The sequence below is a fragment of the Stenotrophomonas sp. YJH_SMC_110 genome, from assembly GCF_059369255.1.
Genome location: NZ_JCAFSM010000003.1, coordinates 96402 through 120491, shown reverse-complemented (window position 1 = coordinate 120491; position 24090 = coordinate 96402). Strand labels below are relative to the sequence as shown.

The following is a 24090-nucleotide window of genomic DNA, read 5'->3' as shown; positions in this document are numbered from 1 at the left end:
GCGTGCGGTCAGATCCGGGGTTCACGGGGAAAGGAGCACAACGACATGGTACGGATGAAGTGGACGGGCAGGGCAATGCTGGCGGTCGCACTGGCCGCTGCGGTGGCACCGGCGCTGGCCTGCACGCGCGCGGTGTACCTGGGTGACAACGGTGATGTGATCACCGCACGCTCGATGGACTGGAAGGTCGACGTGGCGACCAACCTCTATGTGCTGCCGCGCGGCATCGCGCGCACCGGCCAGGCCGGACCGAAGTCGCTGGCCTGGACAGCGCGCTATGGTTCGGTGGTGGCCACCGGCTACGACGTGTCGACCACCGATGGCATGAACGAGAAGGGCTTGGTGGCCAACCTGCTGTGGCTGGTCGAATCGGAGTATCCGCAGCAGCGCGGCAACAAGCCGGGACTGGCGATTTCGCTGTGGGCGCAGTATGTGCTGGACAATTTCGCGACCGTGGACGAGGCGGTGGCGGCGCTGAAGCGTGAGCCGTACTCGATCGTCACCGACAAGGTGCCGGGCGAGGACCGCCAGGCAACGCTGCATCTGTCGCTGTCCGACGCGAGCGGCGACAGTGCCATCGTCGAGTACATCGGGGGGCGCCAGGTGATCCACCATGACCGGCGCTACCAGGTGATGACCAACTCGCCGATCTTCGAGCAGCAGCTGGCACTCAACAGCTACTGGCAGCAGATCGGTGGCACGGTGATGCTGCCAGGTACCAACCGCTCGTCCGACCGCTTCGCGCGTGCGTCGTTCTACATCAATGCCATTCCCAAGGCCGAGGACCCGGTGGAAGCGCTGGCCAGCGTGTTCAGCGTGATCCGCAATGCGTCGGTGCCGTATGGCATCACCACGCCGGGCGAGCCAAACATCTCATCGACGCGCTGGCGCACGGTGGCCGACCACAAGCGGCGGTTGTACTTCTTCGAATCGGCGCTGACCCCCAACACCTTCTGGATCGATCTGAACAAGGTCGATTTCGGCGGCCAGGTGCTCAAGCTCGACCTTGGCAAGGACCAGCGCAACACGTTCGCCGGCGATGCATTGGGTCACTTCGTACCCAGTGCACCGTTCGCCTTCCTCGGCGTGGACGGCTAGCGCGAGGCCTGGTCCGGCGCGTCCTTCGGATAGACCGCCAGCACGCTGCAGCCCGGGCGGGCGAAGCGCGGCGTGCTGGCGCGCATGTCGCCGGGGATTCCGGACGGCGTCTCCACGATGCGATCGCCCGGATTGCCACAGATCAGGCCGTTCTGGAAACCGGACTGGAATTCCACCGAGGTCGCCCCGGCCAGGATCGAGCAGCTGCCGGCCAGTTCGACGCGGTAGTAGCGATTGCCGCCATTGCGGCGCGGATTGGTCTCCACCACCACGCCTTGCGGATCCTCGTTCCAGCTGCGCACATGGCGGGTGGCGAAGCAGAACGCTGGCGAGGCCTGGAAGGTATGGCGCGGGCTGCTGCCGCCACGGCTGGGCTTGCCTGTGGCGGTCACGTTCACCGGCGGCAGGGTGGCCGCGTACAGGCGGCTGCTCTGGCGAGCGGTGCTGGCGAACTCCCGGTTGTCGATGGGGGTGACACTGCCGACGCCGCAGCGGCGGCCATCCACCATCACCTGTTCACTGGGGCGGCCGCAGGCCCAGCCCGAAGGCGCCTCCAGCCGCAGTGCGCTGGCTTCGTTGACACCCGGGCAGGCTGCGCTGAAGTCGATGCGGAAGGCCTGGCCCCTGCCATCACGGACCGCGATGGCGGTCGGTGTCTCCTGCTCGACCTGGCGTACGTCACGTGCGTCCAGGCAGTGCGGTGCAGGTGCGATGCGCTCGGCGGCCGATGGCGCGGATGGCGCCTGGGCCAGGGCGGCCAGGGGTAAGGCGCTGGCCAGTGCCAGCGGAAGCAATCGGATCATGCTGTTCATCCTGCCATCCCTGCGTCTGTAACTGGCTGGAACATAGCATGGCCGGTGCCGGGGCCGCGTTGCAGGGAAATGCCAGCACGCGCACACTCGTCATATGGGCGCGATCTTCCACCTGCGGCACTACGGCCAGGCCACCGGCCTGGACCGTCATGACTACGCGCAGTGGGTGCTGCCGCTGCAGGGCGAACTGCAGTTCGAGATGCAAGGCCGCGGTGGTCGCCTGGACCTGCTGCAGGGGGCCTTCGTCGCGGCTGGCGAAGCACACGACCAGATGGCCGATGGCCCGAATGCTTTCGTGATCGTCGACTGCCCCCCGGGTGTGCTCGATGACGGTACCCAGGAACACCTGTGCCGCCAGCGCTGGCTGCATCTGCCACTGGCGCTGCGACAGCGCCTGGCGCAGGTGTGTGAGGGCCAGGCACTGCCGGCCCTGTTGCCGCAGCTGCTCCAGGTGTTCGCACCGGCGGGCAGTGGTGCGCGCCTGCAGGGCCTGTGCGCGGCGGTGCAGGTTGATCCGGGCCAGGCGTGGCCGGTAGCACGCATGGCCGCCTTCGTCGGTGTCAGCGAAAGCCGGTTGCATGCGCTGTTCCAGCGGGAGTTCGGGCTGAGCCCGCAGGCCTGGCTCAGTGCAAGCCGGTTGCGTTGGGCCAAGCACCAACTGCGTACCAGTGCGGCGCCGATCAGCGATATCGCGCTGGCGGCAGGCTATTCCGAGCAGAGTGCACTGACCCGTGCGCTGCGTCGTGAGTGCGGGCAGACGCCGGCCGCCTGGCGCAGGGGCGCCATCTGACCTGTAGAGCCGAGCCCACGCTCGGCTGCCCTTATCTGCACAGCGGCCAATCGCAGCCGAGCATTGGCTCGGCTCTACAGAGATGACAAGGCAATAGCCTCGGTCAAGAGCGCCCGCTGGCCAGCGCTTACACTGCGCGGCCCGTTCTCTTCCCCCGAAGAACCCGAATGCGCAACAACCCGATGGCCCTGGGCATCGCCAATGGCGTTGCCGCTGGCGCGCTGTGGGGCGTGGTCTTTCTCGCCCCCGCCGTGCTGCAGTCGTTCAATGCCCTGCAACTGTCCGCCGGTCGCTACCTGGTCTATGGCCTGATTGCCATCGCTCTGCTGCTGCCGCGCTGGAAGCGGCTGGCACCGCGGCTGGGCCGCGCCGAATGGTTCGGGCTGCTGTGGCTGAGCCTGGCCGGCAACCTGGTGTACTTCCTGCTGCTGGCCACGGCGGTGCAGTGGGCCGGTGGCGCGGCGGCGTCATTGATTGTCGGCCTGATTCCGGTGGTGGTCACTTTGGTTGGCGTGCGCGAGCAGGGCGCGGTGCCGTTGAAGCAGCTGCTGCCGGCGCTGGGCCTGTGCGTGCTCGGCGTGGCGCTGGTGGGCTGGGAAGCATTGATGTCCGAACACCTCGCAACACCGTGGCGGCAGCGCCTGATTGGCCTGCTCTGTGCGTTCGGTGCGCTGTTCTCGTGGGCGCTGTACTCGATCGGCAACAGTCGTTGGCTGGCGCGCCGGCCGGACCTGTCCAGCCACGACTGGTCGTTGCTGACCGGCGTCACCACTGGCGGCCTGGCCCTGCTGCTGGTGCCGATGGCCTTCATCGGCCACAGCGGTACCCACACCGCGGCGCAGTGGAGTGGCTTCTGGGCGATCAGCGCCGGCGTGGCAGTGGTGGCCTCGATCCTCGGCAACGCGTTCTGGAACCGTGCCAGCCGCCTGCTGCCATTGACCCTGACCGGGCAGATGATCGTGTTCGAGACGCTGTTCGCGCTGGCGTATGCCTTCGCCTGGCAGCAGCGCTGGCCCTCGCTGCTGGAGGCGCTGGCGATCGTGTTCCTGGTGGCCGGCGTGATGCTGTGCGCGCATGCCCATCGCTCGCCACGGGCGATCGCCGAACATGCAGGCTGAATGTGGGCGTCAAGCGTGCTGATGTCGGCTTGGTCTCAGATGCAACCAAATGCCGGCACGTTGGCCGATGATCGCCGCAATGATTTTTTGCATCGCAGCACTTGACAGCGGACCGGCGCACAGTGTTTTCTGTGCGTCATGGTCCTTGATGCCGCCCACGCCAGCCTGATCGCCCCCGCCATTGCGGGCCGTCCGACTGCGCCGGTCGCCACCACCACCATTACCACCACCACCGTCACCACTGCCCTGGTGCGGCCCGTCGTCTTCGTGTAACTCCCGAAAACCACGGCCCCGCACCATCCAGGTGACGGGGAAACTCGACACCTGCATGCGACGGGGCCTCCTAACGAGGTCTGCATGTCTTCCCACGCCCCCGCCCATCCCGTTGCCCCGGCCGATCTGGCTGCACCGTCCACTGTCGTGCACAAGTTCGGCGGCACCTCGGTGGCCGATGCCGAACGCTATCGCCATGTTGCCGGCCTGCTGCTGGCCCGTCCTGAGTCGCTGCAGGTCACTGTCGTCTCGGCGATGAAGGGGGTCACCGACGCGCTGATCGATCTGGCGCAGCTGGCGGCAAAGGGTGACCAGGGTTGGCGCGAGGCCTGGCATGCCCTGCGCGCGCGCCACCGTGGCGCCGCCGTGGCGCTGCTGGGCGAGCAGGTCGGCGAGACGGTCGAATGGATCGACGCCCGCTTCGATCAGCTGGCCGAAGTGCTGGCGGCGCTGGCGGTGATCGGCGAGCTGCCGCGCGAGGTGCTGGACCGCGTGCAGGGCCTGGGCGAAGTGTTCTCCGCGCAGCTGCTTGGCACCCACCTGCGTGCCTTGGGCGAAGACTGTGCGGTGCTCGATGCGCGCGATGTGCTGGTGGTCGGGCATGGCGAGCTGGGCGTCGATGTCGACTGGGAAGCCAGCGCCGACCGCCTCGCGCAATGGCGCCTTCAACATCCTCAGCCGCGCCTGGTCGCCACCGGTTTCGTCGCGCGTGACCGTGATGACCGCATCACCACCCTGGGCCGCAACGGCAGTGACTACTCCGGAGCGGTCTTCGCCGCGCTGTTCAACGCCGATGAACTGCACATCTGGACCGACGTCGACGGCGTGCTGTCAGCCGACCCGCGGCTGGTACCCGAAGCCGTGCAGCTCGAATCGCTCAGCTACGACGAGGCCTGCGAACTGGCTTACTTCGGCGCCAAAGTGGTGCACCCGCAGACGATGTCGCCGGCGATCCGCCTGGGCCTGCCGATCTTCATCCGCAATACGTTCCAACCGGCGCATCCGGGTACGCGCATCAGTGCCGAGCGCTCGCCGCGTGGGCCGGTAAAGGGCCTGACCCTGAGCCCGGGCCTGGCCCTGTTGAACCTGGAAGGCACCGGCCTGATCGGCGTGCCAGGCACTGCAGAGCGCGTATTCGCTGCCCTGCGCCAGGCGCAGGTGTCGGTGGTGATGATCTCGCAGGGTTCGTCGGAACATTCGATCTGCTGCGTGGTGCGCGCCGCCGAAGCTGCACGTGGCCGCGAGGCGCTGCTGCATGCGTTTGCGCATGAGCTGTCGGTGGGCCAGGTGCAGCGCGTGCAGGTCAGCGAGGGCGTCAGCGTTCTGGCGGCGGTGGGCGACGGCATGGCCGGCCAACCTGGCGTGGCGGCACGCCTGTTCGAGGCGCTGGGCCGCGCACAGGTGAACATCCTGGCAATCGCGCAGGGCTCGTCCGAGCGCAACATTTCGGTGGCGGTGGACAGTGCCGATGCCACCCGCGCCCTGCGCGCCGCGCATGCCGGCTTCTGGCTGTCGCCGCAGACCTTCGCGGTGGGCGTGATCGGGCCTGGCAACGTCGGTGCCGCGCTGCTGGACCAGCTGCTGGCCGCGCGCCCGCAGTTGCTGGCCAAGGCCAATGTCGACCTGCGCCTGCGCGCACTGGCCTCGCGTTCGCGCATGCGGCTGGATGCGGATGGGCTGCATGCCGACTGGCGCGAAGCCCTTCAGCAGGCGGGTGAGCCCAGCGATCTGGATCGCTTCACCGAACACCTGCTGGCCGCGCACCTGCCGCATGCGGTGGTGATCGACTGCAGTGGCAGTGCCGAGGTGGCCGAGCGCTATGAGGGCTGGCTGGCAGCCGGCATCCACGTGGTCACCCCGAACAAACAGGCCGGCGCCGGGCCGCTGCCGCGCTACCAGCGCATCCGCGCCGCGGCGGCGGCCAGTGGTGCGCGTTTCCGCTACGAGGCCACGGTGGGCGCGGGCCTGCCGGTGATCACCACGCTGCGTGACCTGGTCGATACCGGTGACGAGGTGCTGGCCATCGAAGGCATCTTCTCCGGCACGCTGGCCTGGCTGTTCAACCGCTTCGATGGCAGCCAGCCATTCTCGCAGCTGGTCGCGCAGGCGCGGTCGATGGGCTACACCGAGCCGGACCCGCGTGACGATCTTTCGGGCGTGGACGTGGCGCGCAAGCTGGTGATCCTGGCCCGCGAAGCCGGCCACGCGCTCAGTCTTGAGCAGGTGGAAGTGGAAAGCCTGGTGCCGGCGCTGCTGCGCGAGGGCAGCGTGGATGACTTCATGGCGCGGCTGGGCGAGTCCGACGCCAGCCTGCTGCAACGCCTGCAGGATGCGCGGGCGCGTGGTGCGGTGCTGCGCTATGTGGCACAGCTGGGTGCCGACGGCGCCTCGGTGGGGCTGCAGGAACTGCCGGCCGATCATGCCTTCGCCAACCTGCGGCTGACCGACAACGTGGTGCAGTTCCGCACCCGTCGCTACTGCGACAACCCGTTGGTGGTGCAGGGGCCGGGTGCGGGTCCGGAGGTGACGGCAGCGGGTGTGTTCGCGGACCTGCTGCGGGTCGCCGCCGGTGAAGGAGCGCGGCTGTGATCGCACGTGCGTTCGCGCCTGCCTCGGTGGCCAACGTGGCAGTGGGCTTTGACATTCTCGGCCATGCCATTGCCGGTATCGGCGATACCGTGAGCGTGCGCCGCATCGACGAGCCGGCGGTGCGGATCGATGCGATCCGTGGCAGTGCCGTCGCGCTGCCACTGGACGCCGCCGGCAACACCGCCGGGGCTGCGCTGATGTCGCTGCGCGAAGGCCTGGGCCTGGATTTCGGTTTCGCGGTCGAGATCGACAAGGGCATACCGTTCGGTTCCGGCATGGGCGGTTCGGCAGCGTCGAGTGTCGCGGCGCTGGTCGCCGCCAATGCGCTGCTGCAGGCCCCGTTGCCGCGCGAGGCGCTGTACCCCTATGCGCTGGACGGTGAGGCGGTGGCCAGTGGTGGCCGTCACGGTGACAACGTCGGCCCGCTGCTGCTGGGTGGTCTGGCGCTGTGTACGGCCGATCGCCTGTTGCCGGTCCCGGTGCCTGCCAGCTGGCACAGCCTGCTGGTGCATCCGCACGCGGTGCTGGAAACGCGCCGTGCCCGCCAGGCCCTGCAGGGCAGCTATGCGCTGGGCGAGTTCGTGGCCCAGAGCGCGAACCTCGCGCTGGTGCTCAGTGGTTGCCATCGCAGTGATGCGACGCTGGTACGCGCGGGGCTGCGCGATGTGCTGGTCGAACCGCGACGGGCCGGATTGATTGCCGGCTTCGAGGCCGCCCGTGATGCAGCGCTGTCGGCCCATGCAATGGGCGCGGGCATCTCCGGTGCCGGACCCAGTGTGTTCGCCTGGTTCGAGGATGCTGACCAGGCCCGTGCCGCCGTGGCGCCGGTGCAGGCAGCGTTCGCTGCGGCCGGCTTCGACAGTGACGCCTGGGTATCGCCGCTGGATGCGCCGGGAGCCCGGCTGTGCTGAATCCTTCCCCTTCTCTGGATAACGATCCCATGCAATTTGTTTCGACCCGCGGCCAGTCTCCCGCCGTTGGCCTCAGCGCCGCGATCGCCGCCGGATTGGCGCCCGATGGCGGGCTGTATGTTCCCGCGCATCTGCCGGCCGCGCGCGAGCTGCAGGCCGGGGCGACCCTGGCCGATACCGCCGCCGATCTGCTGGCACCGTTCTTCGCGGGCGATGCACTCGAGACTGCGCTTCCGGGGATCTGCCGCGAAGCGTTCGACTTCCCGGTGCCGCTGCGTGCGCTCGGCGAGGGTGACCATGTGCTGGAGCTGTTCCATGGGCCGACGGCGGCATTCAAGGATATCGGCGCGCGCTTCCTGGCCGGTACGCTGTCGCGCCTGCAGGGCGGCAAGGATCGCGATCTGACGATCGTCGTCGCCACGTCCGGCGATACGGGTGCCGCCGTTGCGGCGGCCTTCCATCGCCAGCCGGGCGTGCGCGTGGTGGTGCTGTATCCGGAGGGTCGCGTGTCTCCGCGCCAGGCGCATCAGCTCGGTTGTTTCGGCGACAACATCCAGGCCCTGCGCGTGACGGGCGCATTCGACGATTGCCAGGCGATGGTCAAGCAGGCGCTGGCTGACCGCGAACTGCAGGCGCAGGTGCCGTTGAGCTCGGCCAACAGCATCAGCCTGGGCCGACTGCTGCCGCAGATGAGCTACTACGCGCATGCAGCGTTGACCCACTACGCCGCGCATCGTCGCCGGCTCAACCTGGTGGTGCCGACCGGCAATCTGGGCAACGCGATGGCGGCCGTGCTGGCGCGCGCGCTGGGCGTGCCGATCGGCCAGGTCGTGCTGGCCACCAATGCCAATGCCGTGCTGCCGGCGTACTTCAATGGTGGCGACTACCAGCCGCAGGCCAGTGTGGCGACGGTGGCCAATGCAATGGACGTGGGTGCGCCGAGCAACTTCGAGCGACTGCGCTGGCTCTACCACGGCGACGACGCAGAACTGCGTGCAGCTTTCCGCGCGTTCGCGGTAGATGACGTGACCATCCGCGCGACGATTGCCGCAGCGCATGCCAGCCGCGGCGAGCTGTTCTGCCCGCACACGGCGACGGCGGTGAAGGTGCTGCAGGATCTGCGCGCGCGCGGTGCCAAGGGCGACTGGGCGGCGGTGGCTACGGCGCATCCAGCCAAGTTCGAGGCTGTGGTCGAGCCGCTGATCGGCGAAACGGTGGCGGTGCCACCTGCGCTGGATGCCTTGCTGCAGCGACCAGCGCGCGCCGAACCATTGGCGGCAGATTACGCGGCCTTGCGCGAGGTGTTGCTGCGTTGATCGCAGATGGAGGTGGTTGCCGGCCAGCGGCCGGCACTACCCGTGTTGCATCCGTCCGGTAGTGCCGGCCGCTGGCCGGCAACCCAACCAACCGCGATACGGTCAGATCAACCCTTCACCGGCCAGCGTGCGCAGACCATCCTCGTCGAGGATCTCCACCACGTTCAGGTGGGGCAGGGCGATCAGCCCCTGCTGGCGTAGCTTGGTGAAGGTGCGGCTGACCGTTTCCATGGTCAGGCCCAGATGGTCGGCGATATCGCCGCGGCCCATCGGCAGCGACACGCGCAGGCCGTCGCCCCCCAGCTTGGCCTCGCGCGCGGCCAGGCGCAGCAGGAAATCGGCCAGCTTCTCGGCCGGCTGCAGGCGTGCCAGCGCCAGCGCAGCATCCTGTGCGGCATCCAGTTCCTGGCAGGCGCGCTGCAGCAGCTTGCGCTCCAGGTGCGGGAAGCGGCTGCGCAGGGCCTTCATCTGTGGCAGCGCGACACGGCACACGCGGCTGTCGGCGATGGCCTCGATGTCGTAGCGATGGTGGTCGCTGCCGCTCAGGCCCAGGTAGTCGCCGGGCAGCACGAAACCGTTGATCTGGCGCCGGCCGTCGGCCAGGGTGCGCACCAGGCGCAGTGCGCCGGCGGTCAATGTATAGACATGGTCGCGCTCTTCGCCGGTGCGGGCCAGCGTGCTGCCCATGCTGACCTGCTGCGAGACGGTGACCTGTTCCAGCGCCTGCACTTCGTCTGGCGACAGCGCCGAGCACACCGCAAGGTGCCGAACCGAGCAGTGCAGGCAGTCCAGCGTGGTGCAGGACGGCGAGGCGGGATCGTTGGTGGCGGGCGGAGCGCCGGAAGGCCGTGACATGTTGCGGGGGGCGTATCGCGGGCGGGGAGGGCCTTATGATACTTCAAGCGGCCGTTCGACCCTGCCGGAGGCGGGGGCGCTAGAATGTTGCCCCCTCCCACGTCCCGTTCCAGCAGGAGTTCCGCCCGTGATCAAGCCCCGTACCCCGCCCGGCACCCTTGAGCTGCTGCCGCGCGAGCAGATTGCGTTCCAGCGCATGCTGGACGTCATCCGCCGCAACTACGAGCGCTTCGGGTTCCTGCCGGTGGAGACGCCGGTGTTCGAGCTGTCCGACGTGCTGCTGACCAAGTCCGGTGGTGAGACCGAGCGCCAGGTGTATTTCGTGCAGTCCACCGGCGCGCTGGCCAACGCGGCCGAGTCGGGCGACCGTTCGCTGCCGGAAATGGCGCTGCGCTTCGACCTGACCGTGCCGCTGGCACGCTACGTGGCCGAGCACGAACACGAACTGACCTTCCCGTTCCGCCGTTACCAGATGCAGCGCGTGTACCGCGGCGAGCGTGCCCAGCGCGGTCGTTTCCGCGAGTTCTACCAGTGCGACATCGACGTGATCGGCAAGGACAGCCTGAGCGTGCGGTACGACGCTGAAGTGCTGGCGGTCATCCATGCGGTGTTCTCGGAACTGCGCATCGGTGACTTCAGCATCCAGCTGAACAACCGCAAGCTGATGCGCGGCTTCTTCGAGAGCCTGGGCGTGGCTGAAGGCGAGCGCCAGCTGGCGGTGCTGCGCGAAGTGGACAAGCTGGACAAGCGTGGCGCCGATTACGTTCGCGAGACGCTGGTGGGCGAGGGCTTCAACATCCCGGCAGAACAGGTCGAGAAGATCCTGGCCTTCGTCGCTGTGCGTTCGCAGGGCCATGCCGATGCGCTGGCGCAGCTGGCCACGCTGGAAGCCGACGCCGGTTCTTCGGAGATCCTGCGTACCGGCGTCGCCGAACTGCGCGAAGTGCTGCAGCTGGTGCAGGCGCTGGGCGTGCCGGAAACCGCATACTGCCTGAACTTCTCCATTGCGCGCGGCCTGGACTATTACACCGGCACCGTCTACGAGACCACGCTGACCGACCACCCGCAGATCGGCTCGATCTGTTCGGGCGGCCGTTACGAAGACCTGGCCAGCCACTACAGCAAGTCGAAGCTGCCGGGCGTGGGTATCTCCATCGGCCTGTCGCGCCTGTTCTGGCAGCTGCGCGAGGCGGGCCTGATCGACGGCATCGAAGCCAGCAGCGTGCAGGCGCTGGTGGCGCTGATGGACGAGCAGGGCATGCCGCAGTCGCTGGACATCGCGCGCCGCCTGCGCGCCGGTGGCATCAATACCGAAGTGCAGATGGAGCCGAAGAAGATCGGCAAGCAGTTCCAGTACGCGGCCAAGGCCGGCATCCGCTTCGTGGTGCTGGCCGGTGAAGACGAGCTCGCGCGCGGCGTGGTGGCGGTGAAGGACCTGCTGCGTGAACAGCAGTTCGAAGTGTCGCGCGACGAGCTGGCCAGCACCCTGCTGGTGGAGCTGGAGCAGTCCAGGGCGATGGTGTGAAGCCGGCCGTCGCAGGGGTACTCACCGTGCTCCTGTTGGCGGGCTGCCAGAGTGACCCGGTGCTGCGCAGTGATCGGCTGGGCCCGGCGCAGTACCGGCTGCAGGTTGATCGCTGTCACGTGATCGACCGCGCGCAGCTTGAGGGCGACCTGCGGGCCCTGGCCTCGCGGACGTGCCCGGCGGGTGCAGGGGCGTTGCAGAACATCCAGTCCCTGCCGAGCCGGCAGGGCAGTCTGTTCGGGGAGTGCCTGCGGCGCGGGACGCTGCAGGCGGAGGTGCGTTGCCTGCCCTGAGTCGAGCCAGGTTGTTGATTTGAAAGCAGAACGCCCGCCCTTTGGTGGGCGTTCTGCATTTCCGGCATCCGGTCCAGGGGTCAGATCCGTTTTCCTTTGGAAAACGGATCTGACCCCATGAGGCTCCGATTTGACGCACTGCGCAAGAATGCGCTAATGTACTAACGCGCTATTACATTGATGCATGGACCCGACCCCGTGAAAGCCCGCCCCGAGATTGCCGCCAAAGACCCGAAGGCCGACCTGGAAGCCCTGGCCCGGGCCTTTGCCGCGCTGCGCGAGCCGGAGCAGGTCGAGGCATTCCTGCGCGACCTGTGCACCCCGGCGGAGCTGGAGGCCATGGCCGACCGCTGGAAGGTGGTGCCGCTGCTGCAGCAGGGCGTGCCGTACCGCGAGATCCACGAGCGCACGGGCGTCAGCGTGACCACCACCGGACGGGTGGCACGCACGCTCGAGCATGGCCATCGAGGCTATGCCGCCGCCATCGACCGCCTTGCTTCGCGCTGATCCGCGCCCCGTTCCGAACTTCGAGACCTCCCCCATGAGTGCAACCCAGGCAGCGCCGGCACGAGACCGGCTGCGTATCGCCATCCAGAAGAGTGGCCGGCTGGCCGAGCCCGCCCGCAACCTGCTCAGCGCCTGTGGTCTGAGCTGGCGCGAAAGCCGCGACAAGCTGTTCTGCTACGGCGAATCGCTGCCGGTGGACCTGTTGCTGGTGCGCGACGACGACATCCCCGGCCTGATCGCCGATGGCGTCTGCGACCTCGGCATCGTCGGTCGCAATGAACTGGACGAGCAGGCCGCGGCACGCCGCCAGATCGGCCTGCCGGACGCCTACCAGGCGCTGCGCGGGCTGGGCTTCGGCCAGTGCCGGCTGATGCTGGCGGTGCCCGAGGAATGGCAGTGGCAGGGTCCGGCGCAGCTGGCCGGCACCCGCATCGCCACCAGCTACCCGGCCATCCTCAAGCAGTGGCTGGCGGAGCAGGGCGTGGACGCGCAGGTGGTCGAGCTGTCCGGGTCGGTGGAAATCGCCCCGCGCCTGGGTACCGCCGACCTGATCTGCGATCTGGTCTCCAGCGGCGCCACGCTGCGTGCCAACCAGTTGACCCCGGTACACAACCTGCTCGACAGCGAGGCGGTGCTGGCTGGTGCGGTGCGCGTTCCGGATGACGCACGTGCATCGCTGCGCGCGATGCTGCTGCGCCGCCTCGACGGCGTGGTGCAGCGCCAGGACCGCAAGCTGCTGATGTTCCGTGCCAGCGAAGATCGCGTCGACGCGCTGGCGCAGCTGCTGGCCGATGCCGAGCCGCTGGTGCGGCTGCCGGCCGATGGTGGCGCGCTGCGCCTGCAGACCATGTGCCCCGGCCCGCTGAGCTGGCAGCGCATGGAAGAACTCGAGCGCGCGGGCGCGCAGGGCCTGATGGTACTGAGCGTGGAGCGATCGCTGGCATGAACCGTCTGATCTGGTCCCGACTTGATGAGGCCGCGCGCAGCGCGGCATTGACCCGCCCGGTGCAGGCCGTGGCGCAGCAGACCCGCGATGCCGTAGCGGCCCTGATCGCGCAGGTGCGTGCACAGGGCGACGATGCGCTGCGTGCGATTACGGCGCGTTTCGATGGCGTCGAGCTGGCCTCGTTTGAAGTTTCCGAAGCCGAATTCGCCGCTGCCGAAGCCGCCGTGCCCGCCGAACTGCGACAGGCGATGGTGGACGCCGCCGAACGCATTGCGCGCTTCCACGCCGCTGGCATGGGCAAAGGCTATGCAGTTGAAACCGCGCCGGGCGTGGTCTGCGAACGCATGCTGCGCCCGATCGGCCGGGTGGGCCTGTACGTACCGGCTGGCAGCGCGCCGTTGCCGTCCACCGCGTTGATGCTGGGCGTTCCGGCGCAGCTGGCCGGTTGCCCGCAGGTGGTGCTGTGCACCCCGCCGCGCGCCGACGGCAGTGCCGATCCGGCAGTGCTGGTAGCCGCCCGCCTGACCGGCGTGCAGCGCGTGTTCAAGCTGGGCGGCGCGCAGGCGATCGCGGCGATGGCCTATGGCACGGCCAGCATTCCGGCCTGCGACAAGCTGTTCGGGCCGGGCAACAGCTTCGTTACCGAAGCCAAGCAGCAGGTCGCACAGGACGGGGCCGCCGCCATCGACATGCCTGCCGGTCCTTCGGAGGTGCTGGTGATTGCCGATGCTGGCGCCAATCCGGCGTTCGTCGCCGCCGACCTGCTGTCGCAGGCAGAGCACGGTCCGGATTCTCAGGTGCTGCTGCTGACCGACGACGCCGTGATGCTGGCGGCGGTCGAAGCCGAGGTTGAGCGCCAGGTGGCCCTGCTGCCGCGCCAGCAGATCGCGCGCCGGGCACTGTCGGCATCGCGGCTGGTGCAGGTCGATGCGCTGGACGAGGCGTTCGCGATCAGCAACCGCTATGCACCAGAGCACCTGATCCTGGCCCTGCGTGATCCGCGCGCATGGCTGGACAAGGTACAGGCGGCCGGCTCGGTGTTCCTGGGCGATTACACCCCCGAAGCACTGGGTGACTACTGCAGCGGCACCAACCACGTATTGCCCACCGCCGGTGCCGCGCGTGCCTACAGCGGCGTGAGCGTTGCCAGCTTCCAGAACCTGATCAGCGTGCAGAGCGCCAGCGCCGCCGGCCTGGCCGCGATCGGCGGCTGCGCGCGCATCATCGCCCGTGCCGAAGGCCTGGATGCGCACGAGCGTGCCGTTGCGTTGCGCATGGAGGTGGCGGCATGAGCGCGGCGATCGATGAGGTGCTGGCACTGGTGCGCCCGGACCTGCAGGCCTTCGCCGGCTACAGCTCGGCACGCAGCGCGGCGGTGCAGGGCGAGGTCTGGTTGAATGCCAATGAGTCGGCCTGGGCCAATGCGGCCGATCCCGCAGGCAGCAGCCGGCGCTATCCGGAGCCGCAGCCGCTCGCGCTGCGCGAGGGACTGGCGGCGCTGTACGGCGTGACGCCACAGCAGCTGCTGATCGGTCGCGGCAGCGACGAAGCCATTGATCTGCTGGTGCGCGCGCTGTGCGTGCCGGGTCGCGATGGCGTGCTGGTCACGCCGCCGGTGTTTGGCATGTACGCCGTCTGCGCACGCCTGCAGGGTGCCGCCTTGATTGAAGTGCCGCTGGTGGACAGCGAGGATGGACTGCGCACCGATCTGGATGCGGTGATCGACGCGGCCAAGGCGCAGGGTGCCAAGCTGGTGTTCCTGTGTGCGCCGTCGAACCCGGCCGGCAGTGACATCGCCCTGGATGAGGTCGAGCGCGTGGCGGTTGCGCTGCGCGGGCAGGCGCTGGTCGTGGTGGACGAGGCCTATGTCGAGTATGCACAACGGCCGTCGGCGACCACGTTGCTGGCCGCGCACGCCAATCTGGCGGTGCTGCGCACGCTGTCGAAGGCGCACGCGCTCGCGGCCGCCCGCGTTGGCACGCTGATCGCTGCCCCGGAGCTGATTGCCCTGCTGCGTCGCTGCCAGGCGCCGTACCCGGTGCCGACGCCGTGCGCGGAACTGGCCGTGCAGGCACTGCAGCCGGCCGCGCTGGCGCGCACCGCCGAGCGCGTGACCACGGTGATCGCCGAGCGCGAGCGCCTGCGTGCAGCCCTGGCCGGCCTGCCCGGCGTGTGCCGGGTGTATGCCTCGGCCGGCAACTACCTGCTGGTCCGCTTCGCCGATCCCCAGTCCGCGTTCGATACGCTGCTGGCTGCGGGCGTGGTGGTGCGCGACCAGCGCGCTGCGCCGCAGCTGGGTGATGCGCTGCGCATCAGCATCGGCAGCCCCGAAGAGAATGACCGCGTGCTTGCGGCCCTGTCGGCGCGGAGGGCCGCAGCATGACCCCGATCCTGTTCATTGACCGCGACGGTACCCTCATCGAGGAGCCGTCCGACTTCCAGATCGACGCCTACGAAAAGCTGCGCTTCGTGCCGCAGGTGATCCCGGCGCTGCTGAAGCTGCGTGATGCCGGCTACCAGTTCGTGATCGTCACCAACCAGGACGGCCTCGGCAGCGACAGCTACCCGCGCGCCAGCTTCGATGGCCCCAACGACCTGATGCTGCAGATCTTCGAGAGCCAGGGCATCACCTTCCGTGACGTGCTGATCGATTCCAGCTGGCCGCAGGACAATGCGCCGACCCGCAAGCCGGGCATCGGCCTGATGACCGCCTACCTGCAGGACCGCAGCATCGACTGGGCACGCTCGGGCATGGTCGGTGACCGGATCACCGACCTGCAGTTTGCCGCCAACCTCAACATCCGTGGTTTCCAGCTGCGCACCGCGCAGTTTGGTGGGGAGTGGGACTGGCCGGGCATCGCCCATGCGCTGGCCGACGCGCCGCGCACCGCCGTTGTCCAGCGCAACACCAAAGAAACGAAGATCCGCGTTGAGCTGGACCTGGACCGCGCGGGCGATGCACGCATTGCCACCGGCCTGCCGTTCTTCGACCACATGCTGGAGCAGATCGGCAAGCACGGCGGCTTCGCGCTGGACATCCAGGCCGAGGGTGACCTGCACATCGACGAGCACCACACCATCGAGGACACCGGGCTGGCCCTGGGCCAGGCCCTGCGCGAGGCGTTGGGCGACAAGCGCGGCATTGGCCGTTACGGCTTCACCCTGCCCATGGACGAGACCCTGGCCAGCGCTGCGCTGGACTTCAGCGGCCGTCCCTATTTCGTGTTCGAGGGCGAGTTCAAGCGCGAGCGCGTGGGCGATATGCCGACCGAGCTGGTGCCGCACTTCTTCCGTTCGCTGTGCGATGCCAGCGGTTTGAACCTAAACCTGCAGGTGTGCGGCGACAACGATCACCACAAGGTGGAGGCCTGCTTCAAGGCGCTGGCGCGCGCGCTGCGTCCGGCGCTGGCCCGGCAGGGCACGGCACTGCCGAGTACCAAGGGGGCGTTGTGAGCGATGTTGCGCTGATCGATGCCGGTGGCGCCAACCTGGGCTCGGTGCGCTACGCACTGGAGCGCCTGGGCGCGACGGTGCGGCTGGTGCGCGATGCGGACGGCCTGGTTGGTGCGCGGCGGGTGATCCTGCCCGGCGTCGGCGCCGCCGGTCCCGGCATGCAGCGCCTGCACGCTCAGGGCCTGGTGGAACCGCTGCAGCGACTGGAGGTGCCGTTGATGGGCATCTGCCTTGGCATGCAGCTGCTGTTCGAACGCTCCGAGGAAGCGGGCGTAGAGACACTGGGACTGATTCCGGGCGTGGTACGCAAGCTGGTGCCGGCCTGTGGCATCCGCGTGCCGCACATGGGCTGGAACCGCCTGCTGCCGCTGCGCGAATCGCTGTTGCTGCAGGGCGTGCCGGAACGCGCCAGCGCCTACTTCGTGCACAGCTATGCGGCGCCGCTCAATACCCACACCGTCGCTGCCTGCGACCACGGTGGCCTGTTCACCGCCGTGGTGGAGCAGGGGCGCTACTACGGCGCACAGTTCCATCCCGAGCGCTCCGGCGAGACCGGCTCGCTGATGCTGCGCAACTTCCTCGAGGGCACTGCTGCATGAGTTTCATCGTCTACCCCGCGCTGGATATCCGCGACGGCCGCGTGGTGCGGCTGCGCCAGGGCGACTACGCGCAGGAAACCTCCTATGGGGATGACCCTCTGCCGCGCGCGCAGGCCTTCGCCGCGCAGGGCGCGCAGTGGATGCATCTGGTCGACCTGGATGCCGCACGGGCCGGTGGCTACACGCTGGCGCCGCTGTTGGCATCCATTCGTGCGCAGACCCCGCTGCAGGTGCAGACCGGCGGTGGCGTGCGCGGCCGCGACGATGTGGCGCGCATCCTCGACGCTGGCGCCGGCCGCGTGGTGGTGGGTTCGCTGGCGGTGCGTCGTCCCGATGAAGTGGTCGGCTGGCTGGAGGAATTCGGCGCCGATCGCATCACGATTGCGCTGGACGCGCGCCAGGACGCACAGGGGCAGTGGCAGCTGCCGGTGCACGGATGGACCGAGAACGCCGGGGTGACCCTGGATGACCTGGCCCGGCGCTACGCGCGCGCCGGCATGCGCCATCTGCTGTGCACCGACATCGCCCGCGACGGCATGCTGGCCGGGCCCAACATCAGCCTCTACCAGCACCTGTCGGCGCTGTTGCCGGGTGTGGCGGTGCAGGCGTCCGGTGGCATCCGTGACGTGGCCGATGTGGCCGAGGCGCGTGCTGCCGGCTGCGGCGGTGCCATCCTCGGCAAGGCACTGCTGGAGCAGCGCATGGACCTGAGCGAGGCGTTGGCATGTTGAGCCGCCGCATCATTCCGTGCCTGGACGTGCGCGATGGCCGCGTGGTCAAGGGCGTGCGCTTCCGCGATCACGTCGACATGGGCGACATCGCCGAGTTGGCACAGCGCTATCGCGACCAGGGCGCGGACGAGCTGGTGTTCTATGACATCGGCGCCAGTCCCGAGGCACGGTCGGTTGACGTCGCCTGGATCGAGCGCATCGCGCGCCTGATCGACATTCCGTTCTGTGTGGCCGGTGGCATCGACAGCGTGGAAACCGCGCGCCGCGTGCTGTTCGCCGGTGCCGACAAGGTGTCGATCAATTCGCCGGCGCTGGGCCGGCCGGAGCTGATCACCGAGCTGGCGGACGAGTTCGGCGTGCAGTGCGTTGTGGTGGGGGTCGATTCGGTGCGCGAGGCCGACGGGCAATGGCGGGTGCGTCGTTTCAGCGGCGATCCGGACAAGACCCAGGCGGTGCCGCTGCGCACGCTCGACTGGATCGTCGAAGCGCAACGGCGTGGAGCCGGTGAGATCGTGCTGAACTGCATGGACAGCGACGGTGTGCGCCGTGGCTACGATGTCGTGCAGCTGCAGCAGGCGCGGGCGCTGTGCCAGGTGCCGCTGATTGCCTCCGGTGGTGCCGGAGCGATGGAGCACTTCGCCGACGCCTTCGACCAGGCCGACGTCGACGGTGCGTTGGCGGCCAGTGTGTTCCACAGCGGCGCCATCGCCATTCCAGAATTGAAGCGCTACCTGCGCGGACAGCAGATCGAGGTGCGGGATGTCTATTGAAGTGAGGCCATCGCTGGATGCGCTGCAGGCGCTGGACTGGGGCAAGGGCGACGGCCTGCTGCCGGCCGTGGTGCAGGATGCCGATACCCTGCAGGTGCTGATGCTGGGCTATGTCAGCGCCGAATCGCTGGCGGCCACGCTGGCCATCGGCCACATGACCTTTTTCAGCCGCAGCAAGCAGCGGTTGTGGACCAAGGGCGAGCAGTCCGGCAACGTGCTGGTGGTGCAGTCGATCCGTGTCGACTGCGACGCCGATACGCTGCTGGTGATGGCGCGCCCGGCCGGGCCGACCTGCCACACCGGTGCCGAGAGCTGTTTCGACCAGGCGCCGAAGGATTTCCTGGGTGGGCTGGGCCAGCTGGTGGCCATGCGTGACGCGCAGCGCCCTCCCGGCAGCTACACCACCAGCCTGTTTGAAGGCGGCATCCGCCGCATCGCGCAGAAGGTGGGTGAGGAGGGCGTGGAGACCGCATTGGCCGCCGTGGCGCAGGATGATGAGGCATTGCTGGGCGAGGCGTCGGACCTGCTGTACCACCTGCTGGTGCTGCTGCGCGCGCGCGGGCTGTCGCTGGATGATGCGCGCGCGGTGCTGGAAAAACGCCATCGTTGAGGAAGGCGTACGGACCAACGGTCCGCACCCACCTCTGCAATGCAGCCGAGCATGGCTCGGCTCTACAATAGGTGGTCTTCTTCTTTCCCGGACCGCCCATGAAACTGCCTGCCGCCTGGCTGTGCTGCCTGTTGCTGACCTCGCCGGCCTGGGCCGCGGACACCGTGGTCAGCGGCAAGGTGTATCTGGAGCGTGACGGCAAGCCCGGCCGCGGTGCGACCGATCCGGGCCTGGCCGGGGTGCAGGTTTCCAACGGCGAGACCATCGTCAAGACTGCCGCTGACGGCAGCTACAGCCTGCCGGTGCGCGACGGCCAGACCGTATTCGTGATCAAGCCCGATGCCTACGCCTTCCCGAAGGCGGCGGACGGCCTGCCTTCGTTCTGGCGCCACTACCGCCCGAACGGCTCGCCGGCGCTGAAGTACGGGGGCATCGCCGCGACCAGCGACGTCACCCGCAACTGGGACTTCGCCCTGCAGTCGGATCGGCATGACAGCCGTCGTGGTTTCCAGATGCTGGTGTTCACCGATTCGCAGACCGCCAGCCTGAAGGACATCGGCTACTACCAGCAGTCGATCGTGGCGCCACTGGTCGGCCAGACCAGGGCACGCATGGGCACCACCCTGGGCGACATCGTCAACGACGACCTGACCCTGTACCCGGCGATCAACAAGGTCACCACCGAACTCGGCGTGCCGTGGTTCCACGTGCCGGGCAACCATGACCTCGACTTCGATGCGGCCAGCGACGAACACTCACTGGACAGCTGGCGCAACATCTACGGCCCGGACACCTACGCGGTGGAAGAGGGCGGCGCCAGTTTCGTGTTCCTGGACGACGTGGTGTACAACCCCAAGGCCAGGCCGAAGTACATCGGCGGCCTGCGCGAAGACCAGTTCGCCTTCCTCGCCAGCTACCTGAAGGGCCTGCACAAGGACCGCCTGCTGGTGCTGGGCATGCACATCCCGCTGTTCGACGCGGCGCCGGGGCGCGAGACCTTCCGCCATGCTGACCGCCAGCGCCTGTTCGACCTGCTGAAGGACTTCCGCAACGTACTGGTGCTCAGCGGCCACAGCCACACCCAGCAGCACGTCTACCACGGCAAGGCCGAGGGCTGGAACGGCGACAAGCCGCTGCACGAATACAACGTCGGTGCCAACTGCGGTGCGTTCTGGTCGGGCGTGAAGAATGCCGCTGGCGTGCCGGACAGCACCATGAGCGACGGCACGCCGAAGGGCTATGCATTGCTCGACGTGGCCGGCAACGGCAGCTATCGCCTGCAGTACCGCGTGGCCGGCAGGCCGGCCAGCGAGCAGATCGGCCTGCACGCGCCGAAGGTGCTGCGCCAGGGGGCCTACCCGGCGTGGGGTGTCTACGCCAACGTCTACATGGGCGAGGATCGGAGCGTGGTCGAGTACCGTGTCGATGGCGGCGCCTGGCAGCCGATGAAGCAGGTCAGCCAGCCCGACCCGCGCCTGATGGTGGAGAACGTGGCCGATGATCTGGCCAGCAGCCTGCGCGGCTACGACCGTTCGCCGGAGGCCACTGCGTCGCCGCACCTGTGGCGTGGCGCGCTGCCGACCGATCTTGCAGTGGGCAGCCATAAGGTCGAGGTACGCTCCACCCAGCCTGATGGCGCAGTGTTCACCGCCACCACCAGCTACAGCCTGCAGACTGCCCAGCCCTGACCCCCGCGCACCAGCGCTCCAGCGAAAGGACCCCGCATGGATATCCGCTTCATGGCCGGCACCACACCGGTGACCCTCAGCCGCCACTGGTTCACCGGCGCGATGCTGCTGCAGAGCGCCACCGAGAAGGTCTGGGTGCAGCACCCGCTGCATCCGGGCACCCACTTCTCGTTCTCGCTGGTACAGTCGTGGCTGCGCCACATCGCCGGCCACGAAGTGCTGGTCGAGCGCACCCGGCCGCTGTTGTTCGCCGGCTTCCGCCCACAGCGCCTGCGCGTGCTGGTGGATGGGGTGCAGGTGGCCGAACAGGAAGGCATGTAGGTTCACCTGAACCACCGGCGCGCTAGGCAAAGCCGTCCCGATGCCTGAGAATCGGGGCGATTCAATCGATCCAAGCAGGCCAGCGTGACCATCGCAGCAGCGTCAACGGTTTCCTCCGACTCCGCCCGCGGCGGTCTTCCGCGCCGTCTGGTCGTCGCCGATGTCGGCGGCACCTTTGCCCGGCTCGCGCTGGCGGAAAGCCGACCCGGCCAGACGCCGCTGCTGGGCAGCCACCGTACCTATGCCTGTGCCGAGCATTCCAGCCTGGCCGCGATCCTCGCCGATTTCACCGCCGGCCTCGGCCACCCGGTGCAGACCGCGGTGGTCGCCATCGCTGGCCTGCTGGATGGCGATGTGCTGATCAACTCGAACCTGCCGTGGACGGTCTCGCTGTCGGCCACCCGCGCGCAGTCCGGGCTGCACGACCTGCAGCTGATCAATGATTTCGAAGCGGTGGCGCTGGCCATCCCCTACCTGCAGCCGGAAGCCCTGGTGCCACTGAACGGTGACGCCGATCCGGCGAAGGCCTTCCCGGCGCTGGTGCTGGGCGCGGGTACCGGGCTGGGCGCCGCGCTGCGTTTCGCTGATGGCGAGCGTCCGGTGCTGGCCAGCGAGATCGGTCATGCCGCGCTGGGCGCCGGCAACGCGCTGGAACTGCAGGTGCTGGGCCGTCTGCTGCAGCGTTGGCCGCACGTGGACAACGAACGCGTGCTGTCCGGCAGCGGCCTGATGAACCTGTATCCGTGCCTGTGCGAACTGCGCGGCGTCACCCCGGTGTGGAACAGTACGGAGGCGCTGATCGGCGCCGCGCGTGGCGGTGAGGATGCACTGGCGGTGGAAACGTTGCAGGTCTTCTGTGCGTGGCTGGGCAGCCTGGCCGGCGACGCGGCGATCGCCGTCGGCGCGCGCTCGGTGTACCTGGCCGGTGGCATTTCCGCGCATGTGCAGGATTTCCTGGCCGATGGCCGCTTCCGTGAGCGCTTCCTCAACAAGGGCGTGCTGACCGAGGTGCTGCGCCAGGTGCCGGTGTGGCGCGTGGAGCATGGCCAGCTGGGCGTGCTCGGCGCAGCGGTCTGGCACGCCGCACGGCAGCCCACGCACGACTGATCGGCAGGGTTGGCATCGGGCCGGCCGTGCATTGCAGACTGGGAGGGGAAAATGGTGGATCGCAGGCAGTTCCTGCAGGCCGGTGCACTGGCCGCAGGCATGGCGGCATTGCCGGGCGTGCAGGCGCGCACGCAGGGTGGGGCCCGGGTGGTCTCCACCTGGGACTTTGGCGTACCGGCCAACCAGGCCGCATGGAAGGTGCTGGCGCAGGGTGGCAGCGCGCTGGATGCGGTGGAGGCGGGCGCACGCTGGGCCGAGAGCGAGCTGTGCAACCCTACCGTTGGCCATTGCGGCAATCCGGATCGCGACGGCGTGCTGAGCCTGGATGCGAGCATCATGGACGGCGATGGCCGTTGTGGTGCAGTGGCCGCGCTGGTGGACATCCTGCATCCGGTGTCGGTGGCCCGCAAAGTGATGGAGAACAGCCCGCATGTGCTGCTGGTCGGCGAGGGCGCGCAGCAGTTCGCGGTGCAGCAGGGGTTCGAGCGCAAGCATCTGCTGACGCCGCAGGCCGAAGCGGCCTGGCGCGAGTGGCTGAAGACCGAGAAGTACCAGCCGCAGATCAATGCCGAGCGCCGTGGCATTCCCGGCAACAGCGACAACCACGACACCATCGGCATGCTGGCACTGGATGCCAAGGGCCAGCTGGCCGGTGCCTGCACCACCAGCGGCATGGCGTGGAAACTGCACGGTCGCGTTGGCGACAGTCCGATCATCGGCGCCGGCCTGTACGTCGACAACGACGTCGGCGCGGCCACTGCTTCGGGGGTGGGTGAAGAGATGATCCGCAACGCGGCTTCGTTCCTGGTGGTCGAGCTGATGCGCCAGGGGCGTTCACCGGCGCAGGCCTGCCGTGAAGCCATCGACCGCGTGGTGCGCAAGCGCCCGGAAGCGAGCAGAACGTTGCAGGTGTGCTTCCTGGCCATGAACAAGCAGGGCGAGGTCGGCGCCTACGCGCTGCATCGTGGCTTCGTCTATGCGGTGTGCGATGCGCAGCGCCAGGATGACCTGCGTGACTCGCCGTCGATCTACACGAGCACCCAGGCGTGAGTACGCGGCGGACCCTGGAGATCGCCAGCAACTCGCTGGCCTCGGCGCTGGCCGCGCAGGCCGGCGGCGCCGACCGCATCGAACTGTTCGACAACCTGGCCGAGGGCGGCACCACGCCGTCGTTCGCCAGCATCGCGATGGCCCGCGAGCGCCTGTCGATTCCGCTGTTCGTGCTGGTGCGGCCACGCCCGGGCGACTTCCACTACGACGCGCTGGAAACCGAACTGATGCTGCGTGACATCGCGCAGTGCCGCGCGCTGGGTTGCGATGGTGTGGTGATCGGCGCGCTGGACGTGCAGGGCGGCATCGACCTGGCGCTGTGCCGGGAACTTGTGCAGGCCGCCGGGCCGTTGCAGGTGACCTTCCATCGCGCCTTCGACGCCGCCCGCGATCTGCCGGCGGCGCTGGAGCAGGTGATCGGGCTGGGCTGCCAGCGCGTGCTGACCTCGGGCGGGCAGGTCAGCGTCGAGGCCGGTGCCGATGTGCTGGCGGGCCTGGTCACCCAGGCGGCGGGGCGCATCACGGTGATGGCTGGCGCCGGATTGGCCCCGGGCAACATCGCAACCGTCGCGCGGCAGACCGGCTGTACCGAACTGCACGCCTCCGCAAAAGGCCTGCGCCGCTCGGCGATGCAGTTCCAGAACCCGGCGCTGCGCGGTCTGGACCCGGACTGGAGCCAGACCGCCACCGCTACCGTGGCCGCGCTGCGGCAGGCGCTGGACGGCTGA

At 68.6% G+C, this 24090-nt stretch carries 25 protein-coding genes; 22 read left to right on the top strand and 3 right to left on the bottom strand.

The window, feature by feature from the left end; translation table 11 throughout:
• Positions 1-45: 45 nt before the first annotated feature.
• The gene (locus AC5P6H_RS07585; RefSeq protein WP_014646937.1) at positions 46-1098 is read left to right on the top strand and encodes a linear amide C-N hydrolase; all 1053 of its coding nucleotides are present in this window, start codon (positions 46-48) and stop codon (positions 1096-1098) included.
• Here the strand turns inward: AC5P6H_RS07585 and AC5P6H_RS07580 are convergent.
• Positions 1095-1901: a DUF6491 family protein gene (locus AC5P6H_RS07580; protein ID WP_049406516.1), complete on the bottom strand. Its 807-nt coding sequence runs from the start codon at positions 1899-1901 to the stop codon at positions 1095-1097. The genes AC5P6H_RS07585 and AC5P6H_RS07580 overlap by 4 nt on opposite strands.
• 103 nt (positions 1902-2004) lie before the next feature.
• On the opposite strand from AC5P6H_RS07580, the gene AC5P6H_RS07575 reads away from it, so the two are divergent.
• Together AC5P6H_RS07575 and AC5P6H_RS07570 are read left to right on the top strand one after the other, a co-directional pair.
• Complete coding sequence (locus AC5P6H_RS07575; protein WP_014646939.1) at positions 2005-2700, top strand: helix-turn-helix transcriptional regulator; 696 nt, start codon at positions 2005-2007, stop codon at positions 2698-2700.
• 167 nt (positions 2701-2867) lie between these two features.
• Positions 2868-3818 (top strand): DMT family transporter, encoded by a 951-nt coding sequence (locus tag AC5P6H_RS07570; protein ID WP_241886759.1) that lies wholly within the window; start codon positions 2868-2870, stop codon positions 3816-3818.
• 9 nt (positions 3819-3827) lie between these two features.
• On the opposite strand, the gene AC5P6H_RS07565 is transcribed toward AC5P6H_RS07570, so the two are convergent.
• Positions 3828-4148, bottom strand: coding sequence for a hypothetical protein (locus AC5P6H_RS07565; RefSeq protein ID WP_164077554.1), 321 nt, complete (start codon positions 4146-4148; stop codon positions 3828-3830).
• A 27-nt stretch (positions 4149-4175) separates the two neighbouring features.
• Between AC5P6H_RS07565 and thrA the strand changes: the two genes are divergently transcribed.
• The 3 genes from thrA to thrC are packed head-to-tail and all read left to right on the top strand — an operon-like array spanning position 4176 to position 8907.
• Positions 4176-6680, top strand: coding sequence for a bifunctional aspartate kinase/homoserine dehydrogenase I (gene thrA / locus AC5P6H_RS07560; RefSeq protein WP_329768006.1), 2505 nt, complete (start codon positions 4176-4178; stop codon positions 6678-6680).
• Complete coding sequence (locus AC5P6H_RS07555; protein WP_049406512.1) at positions 6677-7591, top strand: homoserine kinase; 915 nt, start codon at positions 6677-6679, stop codon at positions 7589-7591. The genes thrA and AC5P6H_RS07555 overlap by 4 nt, the downstream gene beginning before the upstream one ends.
• 29 nt (positions 7592-7620) lie before the next feature.
• Positions 7621-8907, top strand: a complete 1287-nt coding sequence (thrC, locus tag AC5P6H_RS07550; RefSeq protein ID WP_495202446.1) for a threonine synthase — start codon at positions 7621-7623, stop codon at positions 8905-8907.
• 102 nt (positions 8908-9009) lie between these two features.
• On the opposite strand, the gene AC5P6H_RS07545 is transcribed toward thrC, so the two are convergent.
• Positions 9010-9762 (bottom strand): Crp/Fnr family transcriptional regulator, encoded by a 753-nt coding sequence (locus AC5P6H_RS07545; protein WP_010482595.1) that lies wholly within the window; start codon positions 9760-9762, stop codon positions 9010-9012.
• A gap of 127 nt (positions 9763-9889) precedes the next feature.
• Between AC5P6H_RS07545 and hisS the strand changes: the two genes are divergently transcribed.
• From hisS to AC5P6H_RS07465, 16 genes are all read left to right on the top strand, one after another.
• Complete coding sequence (gene hisS, locus AC5P6H_RS07540) at positions 9890-11287, top strand: histidine--tRNA ligase (RefSeq protein ID WP_032958002.1); 1398 nt, start codon at positions 9890-9892, stop codon at positions 11285-11287.
• On the top strand, positions 11284-11580 hold the full coding sequence (locus tag AC5P6H_RS07535) for a hypothetical protein (protein WP_041863369.1): 297 nt from the start codon (positions 11284-11286) through the stop codon (positions 11578-11580). The genes hisS and AC5P6H_RS07535 overlap by 4 nt, the downstream gene beginning before the upstream one ends.
• 198 nt (positions 11581-11778) lie before the next feature.
• Positions 11779-12087, top strand: a complete 309-nt coding sequence (locus AC5P6H_RS07530) for a YerC/YecD family TrpR-related protein (protein WP_005416326.1) — start codon at positions 11779-11781, stop codon at positions 12085-12087.
• Positions 12088-12121: 34 nt separating this feature from the next.
• Positions 12122-13033: an ATP phosphoribosyltransferase gene (gene hisG / locus AC5P6H_RS07525; RefSeq protein ID WP_010482592.1), complete on the top strand. Its 912-nt coding sequence runs from the start codon at positions 12122-12124 to the stop codon at positions 13031-13033.
• Positions 13030-14325: a histidinol dehydrogenase gene (gene hisD / locus AC5P6H_RS07520; protein WP_227864041.1), complete on the top strand. Its 1296-nt coding sequence runs from the start codon at positions 13030-13032 to the stop codon at positions 14323-14325. Before hisG ends, hisD begins: the two co-directional genes overlap by 4 nt.
• Positions 14322-15416 carry a histidinol-phosphate transaminase gene (hisC, locus tag AC5P6H_RS07515; RefSeq protein ID WP_069118396.1) on the top strand — a complete coding sequence of 365 codons (1095 nt, stop codon included), beginning with the start codon at positions 14322-14324 and terminating at the stop codon, positions 15414-15416. The genes hisD and hisC overlap by 4 nt, the downstream gene beginning before the upstream one ends.
• Positions 15413-16486 (top strand): bifunctional histidinol-phosphatase/imidazoleglycerol-phosphate dehydratase HisB, encoded by a 1074-nt coding sequence (gene hisB, locus AC5P6H_RS07510; RefSeq protein ID WP_495202445.1) that lies wholly within the window; start codon positions 15413-15415, stop codon positions 16484-16486. The genes hisC and hisB overlap by 4 nt, the downstream gene beginning before the upstream one ends.
• Entirely contained in the window at positions 16483-17085 is a 603-nt protein-coding gene (gene hisH / locus AC5P6H_RS07505) for an imidazole glycerol phosphate synthase subunit HisH (protein WP_032957991.1), read from the top strand. Before hisB ends, hisH begins: the two co-directional genes overlap by 4 nt.
• The gene (gene hisA / locus AC5P6H_RS07500; protein WP_014646952.1) at positions 17082-17816 is read left to right on the top strand and encodes a 1-(5-phosphoribosyl)-5-[(5-phosphoribosylamino)methylideneamino]imidazole-4-carboxamide isomerase; all 735 of its coding nucleotides are present in this window, start codon (positions 17082-17084) and stop codon (positions 17814-17816) included. Before hisH ends, hisA begins: the two co-directional genes overlap by 4 nt.
• Positions 17810-18586: an imidazole glycerol phosphate synthase subunit HisF gene (hisF, locus tag AC5P6H_RS07495; protein ID WP_014646953.1), complete on the top strand. Its 777-nt coding sequence runs from the start codon at positions 17810-17812 to the stop codon at positions 18584-18586. The genes hisA and hisF overlap by 7 nt, the downstream gene beginning before the upstream one ends.
• Entirely contained in the window at positions 18576-19196 is a 621-nt protein-coding gene (gene hisIE, locus AC5P6H_RS07490) for a bifunctional phosphoribosyl-AMP cyclohydrolase/phosphoribosyl-ATP diphosphatase HisIE (RefSeq protein ID WP_014646954.1), read from the top strand. The genes hisF and hisIE overlap by 11 nt, the downstream gene beginning before the upstream one ends.
• Before the next feature lie 98 nt (positions 19197-19294).
• Positions 19295-20884: a calcineurin-like phosphoesterase C-terminal domain-containing protein gene (locus AC5P6H_RS07485; protein WP_495202444.1), complete on the top strand. Its 1590-nt coding sequence runs from the start codon at positions 19295-19297 to the stop codon at positions 20882-20884.
• A gap of 36 nt (positions 20885-20920) precedes the next feature.
• Positions 20921-21205, top strand: a complete 285-nt coding sequence (locus tag AC5P6H_RS07480; protein WP_005409434.1) for a hypothetical protein — start codon at positions 20921-20923, stop codon at positions 21203-21205.
• An 84-nt stretch (positions 21206-21289) separates the two neighbouring features.
• On the top strand, positions 21290-22312 hold the full coding sequence (locus AC5P6H_RS07475) for a glucokinase (RefSeq protein WP_495202443.1): 1023 nt from the start codon (positions 21290-21292) through the stop codon (positions 22310-22312).
• 51 nt (positions 22313-22363) lie between these two features.
• A complete protein-coding gene (locus AC5P6H_RS07470) occupies positions 22364-23362 on the top strand; it encodes a glycosylasparaginase (RefSeq protein WP_041863371.1) in 999 nt (332 codons plus the stop codon).
• Entirely contained in the window at positions 23359-24090 is a 732-nt protein-coding gene (locus tag AC5P6H_RS07465) for a copper homeostasis protein CutC (RefSeq protein WP_495202442.1), read from the top strand. Before AC5P6H_RS07470 ends, AC5P6H_RS07465 begins: the two co-directional genes overlap by 4 nt.